The 12,347-nt window shown below is 72.3% G+C and carries 9 protein-coding genes; 1 reads left to right on the forward strand and 8 read right to left on the reverse strand.

From position 1 onward, the window contains the following. Positions 1-44: 44 nt before the first annotated feature. The 8 genes from IE241_RS12105 to IE241_RS12140 all read right to left on the reverse strand — a co-directional run bounded on the left by IE241_RS12105 (position 45) and on the right by IE241_RS12140 (position 9,112). On the reverse strand, positions 45-1,622 hold the full coding sequence (locus IE241_RS12105) for an APC family permease (RefSeq protein ID WP_190021722.1): 1,578 nt from the start codon (positions 1,620-1,622) through the stop codon (positions 45-47). A gap of 471 nt (positions 1,623-2,093) precedes the next feature. Then, positions 2,094-2,285: a hypothetical protein gene (locus IE241_RS12110; protein WP_190021723.1), complete on the reverse strand. Its 192-nt coding sequence runs from the start codon at positions 2,283-2,285 to the stop codon at positions 2,094-2,096. Further along, positions 2,282-2,539 carry a hypothetical protein gene (locus tag IE241_RS12115; RefSeq protein WP_190021724.1) on the reverse strand — a complete coding sequence of 86 codons (258 nt, stop codon included), beginning with the start codon at positions 2,537-2,539 and terminating at the stop codon, positions 2,282-2,284. The genes IE241_RS12110 and IE241_RS12115 overlap by 4 nt, the downstream gene beginning before the upstream one ends. Before the next feature lie 159 nt (positions 2,540-2,698). Further along, complete coding sequence (locus IE241_RS12120) at positions 2,699-4,465, reverse strand: N-acyl-D-amino-acid deacylase family protein (protein WP_190021725.1); 1,767 nt, start codon at positions 4,463-4,465, stop codon at positions 2,699-2,701. 143 nt (positions 4,466-4,608) lie between these two features. Next, a complete protein-coding gene (locus IE241_RS12125; RefSeq protein WP_190021726.1) occupies positions 4,609-5,730 on the reverse strand; it encodes an LLM class flavin-dependent oxidoreductase in 1,122 nt (373 codons plus the stop codon). Between the two features lie 127 nt (positions 5,731-5,857). Next, positions 5,858-6,670, reverse strand: a complete 813-nt coding sequence (locus IE241_RS12130; protein ID WP_190021727.1) for an SDR family NAD(P)-dependent oxidoreductase — start codon at positions 6,668-6,670, stop codon at positions 5,858-5,860. 170 nt (positions 6,671-6,840) lie between these two features. Further along, a complete protein-coding gene (locus tag IE241_RS12135; protein ID WP_229899155.1) occupies positions 6,841-7,761 on the reverse strand; it encodes a TIGR03619 family F420-dependent LLM class oxidoreductase in 921 nt (306 codons plus the stop codon). 124 nt (positions 7,762-7,885) lie between these two features. Continuing rightward, positions 7,886-9,112: an amidohydrolase family protein gene (locus tag IE241_RS12140; RefSeq protein WP_190021729.1), complete on the reverse strand. Its 1,227-nt coding sequence runs from the start codon at positions 9,110-9,112 to the stop codon at positions 7,886-7,888. Positions 9,113-9,209: 97 nt separating this feature from the next. Between IE241_RS12140 and afsR the strand changes: the two genes are divergently transcribed. After that, a complete protein-coding gene (gene afsR, locus IE241_RS12145) occupies positions 9,210-12,206 on the forward strand; it encodes an SARP-family global regulator AfsR (protein ID WP_506004936.1) in 2,997 nt (998 codons plus the stop codon). Positions 12,207-12,347: the final 141 nt, after the last annotated feature.

Below are 12,347 nucleotides of genomic sequence, written 5' to 3' on the forward strand. Positions count from 1 at the left end.
ACGATGCGGCCGGGGCCGAGCCCCCGGCCAGGCTGCGCCCCCGGTTACTCCTCCACCACCAGCGCCGGCGTCGACCGCGTCAGCACCTCGCCGCGGAAGAACGCCGGGCTGCGCCTGCGCATCAGCTCCATGAGGACCGCGCCGGCCAGCAGCAGCCCCACCCCGATCACGAAGACCGAGCCCACGCCCAGGACGGAGCTCCCGCTGCCGTACGACGGGTCCCACATGTCGTACAGCGTCTTGCAGAAGACGGCGGCCAGCAGCACGCCGCCCAGGACCGGGAAGACGCCCTTGAAGAGCGCGTCGCGCGCCGAGCGGCCCAGTTCCCCGCGGAAGTACCAGGCGCAGGCGAAGGCCGTGATCGAGTAGTAGAAGCAGATCATCAGACCCAGCGCGTAGATGGTGTCGATGAGGACGTTCTCGCTGAGGAAGCTCATGGCGGCGTAGAAGACGCCGGTGGCGATGCCCGCCGCGACCGTCGCGCGCCCCGGCGACTTGAAGCGCGGGTGGATGCGGGCGAAGGACGGCGGCAGGGCCTCGTAGGCGCTCATGGCCAGGACCGTGCGGGCCACGGGCAGGAACGTCGTCTGGAGGCTGGCGGCGGCCGATGCCAGGACCGCCACGAACAGCAGCACGCCCAGCGCCGTGCCCATGACCGGGTCGGCGAGGGCGGCGAAGACGTTGCCGGCGGTCTCGGGGTTGCCGAGGCCGGTGCCCTCCTCGCCGACGCCCGCGAACATCTGGGCGGCGACGGCGGTGACCAGGTACGAGCCGACGAGGACGGCCATGGCGAGGAGCGCGGCGCGGCCGGGGGTCTTCGCGCTGCCCTCCGTCTCCTCGTTGACGGTCAGGCACGCGTCCCAGCCCCAGAACATGAAGATCGAGAGGGAGAGCCCGGCGGTGAAGGCCGCGAAGGACTGGACGGCGAAGGGGTTCAGCCAGGTCCAGGAGAAGCCGATGGAGGCGGGCAGGTCGCCCGAGCGGGCCTTGGCCAGGGCCATGACCGCGAAGACGGCCAGGACGGCGAGCTGCAGGGCGACCAGGGCGTACTGCACGCCCTTCGTCGCGGTCATGCCGCGGTAGCTGATGGCGGTGGCCACGGCGATGAAGGCGAGGCACGTCGCCACGTGCACGGGGCGGTTCCCGTCGAGGGCGGCCACCGCATCGCTTCCGGTGATCTCGCCCAGCAGGAGGTAGAAGAAGGACGTGGCCACGCCGGCCAGGTTGGACAGCACGATGATCGTGGCGATCACCAGGCCCCAGCCGCACATCCAGCCGACGCGCGGCCCGAACGCCTGCACCGTCCAGGTGAAGGACGTGCCGCAGTCGGGCACGGCCTTGTTCAGCTCGCGGTAGGCGAAGGCGACCAGCAGCATCGGCAGGAACCCGGCCAGGAAGACGGCGGGCATCTGCACGCCGACCTGGCCGACGGTCGGGCCGAGGGTGGAGGTCAGGCAGTAGACGGGGGCGACGGTGGAGATCCCGATGACGGCGCTGCCGAGCAGGCCTACGGAGTTGCCGCCGAGGCCTTTGCCCTGGCCTTTGCCGGTGCGCTCACCGGTGCCCTCGGCGACGCTCGTCACCGTGTCTCCGGCCCCGGGCCGCGGGTGTACCTGAACCATGGGCAGGACGGTAGGGGGTGCTGTTTCCGCAACCGGAGCCCAGACATCCAGAAACTGGACCTTGAACATCCGGCGCCTGCAGGCCAGTTGACCTGGCAAATGAAGGCCATACGCGAGTTACGTTCGGTAACAGCAAGGAGGCTGCCACGATTCCCTCCACTGCGAGAACCGCAGCCCCGCCCCCTTTGCCCCGATTCAAAAATTTCCCGTGACCGCTCCGGAACGTCTCACACGTCTCACACCGTGACCGTCGTGCCCCGGTCGTCCCAGCCCCAGGTCCCGAAGGGCCGCCAGCCTCCCCAGGCGCCCGCCCTGAGATGCACCTTCCGGTCGCTGCTCAGCCAACCCGCTCCGTACAGCGTGGCCCGCGACGTCGACGTGCCGGAATCGCCGTTGCCGCACGGGGCTTCCAGCAACTTCCACGATTCGCCACTGCCCCCGTATTCGAGGCCCATGTCAGGGTAGGCCGCATTAGTAGTAGTTCTGGAACGGCTCGTACTCGCCCCCGTGGGAGTACCAGACGTTCGCCGTGGCCGTCGCAGCCGAAGCCGGCGTGGCCCCGCCCACCGCCATCACGGCCGATACCCCGGCGCACGCCAGGCCGCGCAGCGCCCTGCGGGCCACCCCGGCCACCCCGGCCGCCCTGCCCGTCACGGCCTTCACAGGAGACTCCCCGGGCCGTCGACGTACTGCCCGACACCGGGCACGACGTGGTCCAGCTGATTCCCGATCCCGGCGGCGAAGGCATCCTTCACATTCAGCGGGATGCCCTTGTCGAATACGAGGTTCTCGATTCCGAGCGGCGTTTCGATCGAGCCGCCGCCGACAGCCGAAGGCTCCGCTGCGGATGCCGCGCCCACGGGCGCGAGAACCAGCAGTGCGGCAACGACAGCGGGAAATCCGTAGCGCTTGAACACCTGCACCCCATCCCGGATCGCCGCCCGCGCGACACGACCGGGGCGGGTCGGAAAAGGGCTGCCCAGCGCCCGTTCAGGGCATGCCGACGCCTCCCGGAGCGACCACATCGGGCGATCCCATGAACAGAGGTCCAGCCGAATATCCGCTATCAGCATTCCTCACCCGATCGCCGTCCCCACCGTCTCCGTATCCCGCCCCGACCGCAGCACCGTCCCCGGCAGCGCCCCCGTCACCACGTCGTGCCGCACCGTCTCCACCCCGTTGACCCGTACGCTCACCACCCCCACCGCCCGCGAGTCCAGCCGCGGCCCGTCGCCCGGCAGGTCGTGGACGAGCGCGGCCGGTCCGGCGTCGATGCGGCCGGGGTCGAAGAGGACCAGGTCGGCCGCGTACCCCTCGGCGATCCGGCCGCGCCCGCGCAGGCCGAACAGGCGCGCCGGCTCGTCCGTCAGCATCTGCACGGCCCGCTCGACCGGCACCAGCTTCCGGCCGCGCAGGCAGTCGCCGAGGAAGCGCGTCGTGTACGGCGCTCCGCACATCCGGTCCAGGTGCGCGCCCGCGTCCGAGCCGCCCAGCAGCACGTCCGGGTGCTCCCAGGTGTCCCTGCGCAGCTCCCAGCTGGCGGGGTCGTTGTCGGAGGGCATCGGCCACAGGACGGTGCGCAGCTCGTCGGCCGCGCAGATCTCCACCAGGCACGCGAAGGGGTCGAGGCCGCGCTCGGCGGCGATGTCGCCCACGACGCGCCCGGTCAGGCCGTCGTTCTCCTTCGCGTACGTATCGCCGATCACGTACCGCCCGAAGTCGGCCAGCCTGCGGAAGACGCCCGCCTCGGGGCTGCGCGCGCGGCGCAGCATGTCGGCCTGGACGGCGGTGTCACGCAGGGCCGTTATGCGGTGCGGCACGGGCAGGGCCAGGATCTCGCCCCAGCCGGGGATGAGGTTGAGCGCGCAGAAGGTGCCCAGGGACATGTTCATGGGCGTGAGGATCGGCATGGTGAGCGCGACGATCCGGCCGCCTGCGGCGCGGGCCCGCGCGCTCGCGCCGAGCTGGCGGGGCACGCGCTCCGGGACGGCGGCGTCGATGGTGAGGACGTTCCAGTTGAGGGGGCGGCCGGCGGCGGCCGTCATGTCCGTCAGCAGGTCGATCTCGGCGTCGTCGAACCGGTCGAGGCAGCCGGAGACGATCGCCTCGATCTGGGTTCCCTCGTGCTCGCCGACCGCGGCCGACAGCGCGAGCAGCTCGGCGGGCAGGGCGTGCCGGGAGGCGACGGGGCAGCCGTCGCCGTCGGAGTGGGTGGACGACTGCGTGGTGGACAGGCCCCAGGCGCCCGCGTCCATCGCCTCGTGCAGCAGGGCGGTCATGCGCCGCAGCTGCCCGGCGTCGGGCTGCCCGCCCACGGCGTCGGGACCCATCACGTACCGGCGCAGGGCACAGTGCCCGGCCATGAAACCGGCGTTGACGGCGATCCGCCCGTCCAGCGCGTCCAGGTACTCCCCGAACGACGTCCAGTCCCAGGGCGCCCCCTCCTCCAGGGCGGCCAGCGACATGCCCTCGACCTTGCTCATCATGCGCCGCGTGTAGCCGGCGTCGGCGGGCCGCGCGGGGTTCAGGGGCGCGAGGCTGAAGCCGCAGTTGCCGCCGACGACGGTGGTGACGCCGTGGCTCAGGGAGGGCGTGGCGTAGGGGTCCCAGAAGAGCTGGGCGTCGTAGTGGGTGTGCGGGTCGACGAAGCCCGGGGCGAGGACCAGCCCGGTGGCGTCCTCTTCGGTGCGGGCCCGCTCCCCCAGCCTGCCGCCCGCCTTCACCCGGGCCGGGGACCGTCCGATCAGGGCGATGCGCCCGTCCCGGATGCCGACGTCGGCCACATAGGAGGGGGCTCCGGTGCCGTCGATGACGGTGGCGCGCTTGATCAGGTGGTCGAGCATGGTCGCATCACCTTTGCTGTCAGTCGCCTGCTGTCAGTCGCCGTGGCCTGCGAAGACATCGGCCGGAGGCCCGGGCCGGGGCGGCGGATCCGGGAAGACGCCGCCCCGGTGCACGAAGGAGGGTCCCAGGACTGAAGGGACCCTCAAGCAGCCCGCCGCATCCGGGTCGTCCGGTGCACGGGATCCGTGTCGATCTTCGGGATGACGTGCTCGCCGATCAGCCGGATCGTCCGCATCGTGTCCTCGTAGGGCACCCCGACCGGCAGCCCGAACGACAGCTGGTCCGCGCCCGCCTGCTCCCACCGCTTGCACTGACGGAAGACCTCGTCCGGATCGCCGCAGATCATCAGCTCCTCGGCGATGAGGAGTTCGATGATCTCCTCGGTGTACTCGGGCAGCAGCTCCGGCCACCGCGGGATGCCCTCGGGGCGGGGGAACGTGTCGTGGTAGCGGAACAGCAGCGACTGCAGGTAGTGCAGCCCGCCCGCGGCCGCGATCCGCACGGCCTGCGCGTGCGTCTCCGCGCAGATGGCCGTGGACGTGACCATGACGTTGTCGTTGACGTAGGCGCCGACGGGCTCCGCGGACGCGATCGCCGTCTTGTACGAGTCGACGACCCACTCCATGTCGGCGACCTTCTGCACGCTGAAGCCGAGGACGCCGAGGCCCTTGCGGGCGGCCATCGCGTACGACGAGGGCGACCCGGCCGCGTACCACATGGCGGGGTGCGCGGGCCCGTACGGCTTGGGCAGCACCTTGCGCGGCGGCAGGGACCAGTGCTCCCCCCGGAAGCCGGGGTACTCCTCCTGCAGCCACATCCGGGGGAACTCGGCGATCGTCTCCTCCCAGATCTCCTTCGTGCGGTTCATGTCGGTGATGCCCGGCAGGAACCCGAGGATCTCGTGGCTGCCCGCGCCGCGCCCGGTGCCGAACTCGAAGCGGCCGCGGGAGAGGTGGTCGAGCATGGCGGCCTTCTCGGCGACCTTGGCCGGGTGGTTGACCTGCGGCAGCGGGTTGAAGATGCCGGAGCCGAGGTGGATGCGATCGGTCGCGTGGGCGAGGTATCCGAGGAAGACGTCGTTCGCGGAGAGGTGCGAGTACTCGTCGAGGAAGTGGTGTTCGGAGGCCCAGGCGTATTTGAAGCCCGACTTGTCGGCCTGGATGACGTACTCGGTCTCCTCCATCAGCGCGTGATGCTCGGCCTGCGGGTCACCCCGCCTCCGGCTCTCCGGAACGTAGCCCTGCACGAAGATCCCGAATTCCACGGAGGTTCACCGTCCGTCCGCTCGCTCGTTCACTCACTCATTCATTCATTCGTTCATTCGCTCAAGATTTTCTGACGCTAAGTCAGATTGGAGATGGAGGAGACTCTGGCACCGGCGCACGGGAGCGTCAAGACACCGGCAGCGGAACCCCGGCCAGCCACCCGCCGTCCACGACGAAGTGCTGCCCCGTCACGTACGAGGAGTCGTCCGCCGTCAGGAAGAGGGCCAGCCTCGCCACCTCCTCCGGGCGCCCGATCCGGCCCAGGGGCACCGCCTTCCGGTAGAACGCCGCGGCTGCGGCCGCCGCCTCCGCCGCCCGGCCGGGGTCGGCGGAGGGGTCGGCGGAGGGGTCGAGGACGGCCGGGTCGGTCATGGGCGTGTCGACCGCGCCCGGGCACATGGCGTTGACCCGGATGCCCCGGCCCGCCAGCTCCAGGGCGGCCACGCGGGTCATGGCGAGGACTGCCGCCTTCGAGGCGGCGTAGGAGGTGAGGAAGGGCATGCCCGCCAGCGCGGCGTACGAGGACGTGTTGACGATGGTGCCGCCGCCCGCCGCCGCCAGTCCGGGCGTGACCGCGCGCATCCCGAGGAACGCGCCGAGCTGGTTGACGCGGCAGACCTCCGCGAACTCCTGCCGGGACGTGTCGGTCAGCTGGTTGCAGCGCAGGATGCCGGCGTTGTTGACGAGCCCGTCGAGTGAGCCGAAGGTCTCCGCGGCGGCGGCGACGGCCGCAGCCCAGTCCGCCTCCTCACCGACGTCCAAGTGGACGTAGGCAGCGGCGTCCGGCCCCAGCTCCTTCGCCACGGCGCTCCCCTGCTCGTCCAGGATGTCCGCGAGGACGACCTTCGCGCCCTCTTCGGCGAACAGCCGTGCCTCCTGCTCGCCTTGCCCGCGCGCCGCACCCGTGATGAGCACGACGCGGCCGTCGAGTTTGCCCATGGTGTGTTTTTACCTCCGTGGTATTGATCAGGCGGGTGCAAAAAATGCTGGTGCGTGCGGCGCCACGCCCCGTAAGGGGCGCGGGGAACTGCGCGACCAGCCACAGACGACCCGCAGTTACATGCCCCCCGGCTCCCCGCGCCCCGCGCCCCGCGCCCCGCGCGAACCGCTCAGCCGTCCAGCAGCGGCGCCACCCCGTCCGCGAACGCCTCCATCTGATCGAGCAGTTCGCCGAGGTCGCGGCAGCGGAACCGGACCTGGATCTGGTTCACGCCCATCGCCCCGTACACCCGCAGCGACTCCGCGAGCGTGCCGGGGAGCCCGGTCAGCGTGCGGGCGCCCGTGTCCCAGGTGAGCGTGCCGACGTAGAGCGCCTCGGAGATCGCCCCGACCGCGAACGACCCCCCGAGCCCGCCCAGCCCGGCCTCCTCGCGCAGCCGCCGCAGCGTGGCGATGCGCTGCGGCAGCTGATCGCGCCGGTCGCCCTGCGACAGCCAGCCGTCGCCCCGCTGCGCCGCACGGCGCAGCGCCGCGGGCGAGGAGCCGCCGACCCAGATGGGCGGCCGCGGCGTACGGGCCGGGCGGGGTGCCTGCCCGAGGCCGCGGAAGGCGAAGCGGCGGCCGCTGAACTGCGGGAATTCGGACGGCCCCAGGGCCTCTTTGAGCGCGTCGACCGTCTCGTCCAGGATCGCGCCGCGCCGTCCGAAGTCCACGCCGAGCGCCTGGAACTCCTCGCGCACGTGCCCGGCGCCGACGCCGAGGACCAGCCGGCCCCCGGCGAGCCGGTCGACGGTGGCGTACTGCTTGGCGAGCGCGAGCGGGTGCCGGAGCGCGGCCACGGCGACGTGGCTGACCAGCAGGGTGCGCTCGGTGACGGCGGCGAGGTGGGCGAGGGTGGCCACGGGGTCGTACCAGACGGTGCCCATGGCGGCGGCCAGGCGTACGGGGACGGCGACGTGGTCGCAGGTCGCGAGGTAGGCGAAGCCGAGCCGGTCGGCGGCCGTGGCGACCTTCCGCAGGTCGGCGGGGCCGGCCTCGACCTCCCACGGTTCGGCGTAGAGGGTGCTGAGGGAGGTGATGGGCAGCTGCATGCCGTACGAGAGACGCCCTTCGGGGAGGACGCGCAGGCCCTCCGGCCGAACCGCCCCTCCCTCAGACAGGCCCTCCCGCGGAACCGCCCCTCCCTCTCCCGCCCTTCCCCCGACCGCCCCTCCCTCAGCGGGCGGCATGCGCCCACAGCCCTTCCTCCGTGAGCCCCAGCAGCTCGATCGCGTTGCCCCGTACGATCCGCTCCACGACATCCGGCGCCAGGTGACCCATCTGCTCCTCGGCGACCTCCTTGGAGCGTGGCCAGGTGGAGTCGGAGTGCGGGTAGTCGGTCTCGTAGAGGACGTTGCCGACGCCGATCGCGTCGAGGCTGCGCAGCCCGAAGGCGTCGTCGAAGAAGCAGCCGTGGACGTGTTCGGCGAAGAGTTCGGAGGGTGGCCGCAGGACCTTGCCGGCGACGCCGCCCCAGCCGCGGTTCTGCTCCCAGACGACGTCCGCGCGCTCCAGGGTGTACGGGATCCAGCCGATCTGCCCCTCGGCGTACATGATGCGCAGGTCCGGGAAGCGGTCGAAGGCTCCGGACATCAGCCAGTCGGCCAGGGAGAAGCAGCAGTTGGCGAAGGTGATGACCGAGCCGACGGCGGGCGGGGCGTCCGCCGAGGTGGACGGCATGCGCGAGGAGGAGCCGATGTGCATGGCGATGACCGTGCGGGTCTCGGCGCAGGCGCGCAGGAAGGGGTCCCAGGCGTCGGTGTGGACGGAGGGGAGGCCGAGGTGCGGGGGTATCTCGGAGAAGCAGACGGCGCGCACGCCGCGCTCCGCATTGCGGCGGACCTCGGCGGCGGCGAGTTCCGCGTCCCACAGGGGGACGATGCCGAGCGGGATGAGTCGGCCGTGCGCCTCGGGGCCGCACCACTCCTCCACCATCCAGTCGTTGTACGCGCGCACGCCCAGGAGGGCGAGTTCGCGGTCCGGGGCTTCGGTGAAGGTCTGCCCGCAGAAGCGCGGGAAGGTGGGGAAGCAGAGCGCGGACTGGACGTGGTTGCGGTCCATATCGGCCAGGCGTTCCGCGACGCTGTAGGAGCCCGGGCGCATCTGCTCGTACGTGATTCCCTCCAGTCTGACGTCGTCCCTGGAGTATCCGACGGCGGTATCCAGCCGAGTGAGCGGACGGTGCAAATCCTCATAGATCCACCAGTCCGCCTCCGGGCCGTCGTCGCCCGGGGCGCCCATGACGGGAGCGAACCTTCCGCCGACGAAGGTCAACTCCTTGACGGGCGCCCGGACGATCCGCGGCCCGACGTCGCGGAACTTCGCCGGTAGCCGGTCCGACCAGACGTGAGGAGGCTCGACCGTGTGATCGTCCACCGAGATGATCCTGGGGATGCTCTCCATGGCTGACACGTTAGCGACGATCTGACGATCCGTCAGTAAGCTGCGTGCGCAGCCGTGGTCGGTCTCTGGCAGGCCTTGTGGAGAGGCCGGACCCCTGCTGACGCAGAGCCCCCGGACAAGGCAGACTGGCCGTGCGACCGAGCGGGACAAGCAGGGGGTCACCATGGCCGGCGATACAGGGCACGGGCAGCAGCTCCGATTCACCGTGCTCGGGCCCGTGCGGGCCCGCCGCGGCAGGGAGCTGCTGAACACCGGCTCGCCGCAGCAGCGGGCGCTCCTCGCCGCCCTGCTGCTGCGCGGCGGGCGGACCGCCACCGCGCCCGAGCTGGTGGACGCCCTGTGGGGGGACGAGCCCCCGCACGCCGCCCTCGCCGCGCTGCGCACCTACGCCTCGCGGCTGCGCAAGGCCTTCGGGCGCGACGCCGACGCCCTGGTCAGCGAGTCCGGGGGGTATGCGATCCGGATCGGCCTGGGCTGCCTCGACATCGACCGGGCCGAACACCTCGTCGCCGAGGCCGAGAAGACCCGCGCCTCCGGCGACCGCCACCGCGCCCGCGATCTGATCAACGAGGCCCTCGGCGTGTGGGACGGCGAGCCGCTCGCCGGCCTGCCCGGCCCGTACGCGGAGACGCAGCGCACGCGCCTGGACGAGTGGCGGCTGTCGCTGATCGAGACCCGCCTGGACCTGGACCTGGAGGTCGGCAGCCACGCCGAGGCCGTCTCCGAGCTGACCGCCCTGACCGCCGCGCACCCGCTGCGCGAGCGCCTGCGCGAACTGCTCATGCTCTCCCTCTACCGCAGCGGCCGCCAGGCCGAAGCCCTCGCCGTCTACGCCGACACGCGCCGCCTCCTCGCCGACGAGCTGGGCGTCGATCCGTGCCCGGAGCTGTCCGAGCTGCAGCAGCGCATCCTCAACGCCGACGCCGACCTCGCCCTGCCCTTCGTCCCGGACGACCGGCCCTGCGCGGGCCCCGCCTTCATCCGGCCCGCACAGCTGCCCGCGACGGTCTCCGACTTCACCGGGCGCGCGGCCTTCGTGGACGAGCTCGGCGACCAGCTGGCGACGTGCTCCGGCGGGGTGATGGCCGTCTCCGCGGTGGCGGGCATCGGCGGCGTCGGCAAGACGACGCTCGCGGTGCACGTCGCGCACGCCGCGCGCCACCACTTCCCGGACGGGCAGCTCTACGTCGACCTGCAGGGCGCGGGCCCGCTGCCCGCCGAGCCGGAGGCAGTGCTCGGATCGTTCCTGCGGGCGCTCGGAATCCCGGATGCCGCCATTCCGGAAGGGGTGCAGGAACGGTCCGCGCTCTTCCGCTCCACCCTCGACGGCCGCCGCGTGCTGGCCCTGCTGGACAACGCGCGCGACGCCGCCCAGGTCCGCCCGCTGCTGCCGGGCACGGAGGGCTGCGCGGCGCTCGTCACGAGCCGCACGCGCATGGTGGGCCTGGCCGGGGCCCATCTGGTCGACCTGGACGTGATGAGCCCGGACGAGGCGCTGGTGCTGTTCACCCGCATCGTGGGCACCGAGCGCGTGGAGGCCGAGCGGGACGCCGCGATGGACGTCGTGGCCGCGTGCGGGTTCCTGCCGCTGGCCATCCGCATCGCCGCCTGCCGCCTGGCCGCCCGGAGGACGTGGACGGTGTCGGTGCTCGCGCGCAAGCTCGGCGACGAGCGCCGCCGCCTGGACGAGCTGCGCGCCGGCGACCTCGCCGTCAAGGCCACCTTCGAGCTGGGCTACGGGCAGCTGGAGCCGGGCCAGGCCCGCGCCTTCCGGCTGCTGGGACTGGCCGACGGCCCGGACATGTCGCTCGCGGCGGCCGCAGCCGTCCTGGACCTTGACATCGATGCCACGGAGGAGCTGCTGGAGTCGCTCGTCGACACCTCCCTCCTGGAGTCCGCCGCACCCGGCCGGTACCGCTACCACGACCTCGTACGCCTCTACGCGCGTGCATGCGCGGAGCGGGACGAGCAGCCTCCCGAGGAGCGCGAAGCCGCCCTGTCGCGGCTGCTGGACTTCTACCTCGCGACGGCGGCGGGGGTGTACGTCCTGGAGCGGCCCGGCGACCAGCTCCTCGCCCACCTGACGCCCACGAGCCACCCGGGGCTCGTCTTCACCGACCGGTGCGCGGCGAGCGACTGGCTGTTCGCCGAGGCCGGGTGCCTGCTCGCCTGCGTCCGCCAGCACGCGACCGCCTCGGGCGACACCCTGCGCCGCGCCGTCGACCTGCTGCTGGCCGCCAAGGACCTCGCCGAGTCCGGCGCCGACTTCCGGCTCTACGAGCAGGCCGCCACGGCGCTGCTGACCGCCGCGCAGGCGACCGGGGACGCCCGGGCCGAGGGCCGCGCCCGGACCGTGCTCACGCACGTGAACAGCCTCGCGGGCCGCTTCGCCCAGGCCGACGAGCACGCCCTGCACGCCGTCCTCCTCGGCCGCGCCACGGAGGACCCCATCCCGTGCGGGTACGCCTCCAACAACCGCGGCATCGTCGCCATCTACCAGCACCGCTACGACGACGCCGAGGCGTACATCAGGCAGGCCCTGGAGTGCTTCCGCGACGACGGCAACCGGCCGTGCGAGGCGACCGCCCTCAGCAACCTGGCGCGGGTCCACCTCGACAGCGGGCGCTCCGCCTCGGCCGTCGCGCTCGCCGAGCAGGCCATCGGCATCTTCCGGGAGATGAACGTCAGCTGGCGGATCGCGAACGGCCTCTACACGTACGGTCTGGCGCTCACCCGGGCGCGGCGGTACGAGGACGCGCTGCGGCAGCTGAGCGAGGCCATGCCGATCTTCATCGACAACCGGCAGCGGCTGTGGGAGGGCATGACCCACTACCGGATGGCCGAGGTCCACCTCCTGGCCGGGCGGCCGACGGCCGCCGCCCACCACGCCGAGCAGGCGCTGAAGCTGCGCGGCATCGGCGGGGAGTGGCGGCGCGGCAACGTCCTGACCGTGCTCGGGCGCTCACTCGACGCCCTGGGGCAGCCGGGCCGGGCGCGCGCCTGCTGGACGGAGGCGCTGGCTATCTACGACCAGCTGGGGTCGTCGGAGGCCGACGAGGTGCGCGATCTGCTGTCGGTGGCGACTGCGGCGTAGGGCGGGGGCGGCGCCGGGCGGTGGGTGGACTCCGGACGGTGCGAGGACTGCCGGGCGGTGGGAGGACTGCCGGGCGGAGGATGAACTGCCGGGCGGTGGGTGGAACTCTGCGCTCCGGGGTAGCGGACAAGTAGCGGGCGT

This window comes from Streptomyces hiroshimensis, assembly GCF_014650335.1.
In the GTDB taxonomy this organism is placed as follows: Bacteria; Actinomycetota; Actinomycetes; order Streptomycetales; family Streptomycetaceae; genus Streptomyces; species Streptomyces hiroshimensis.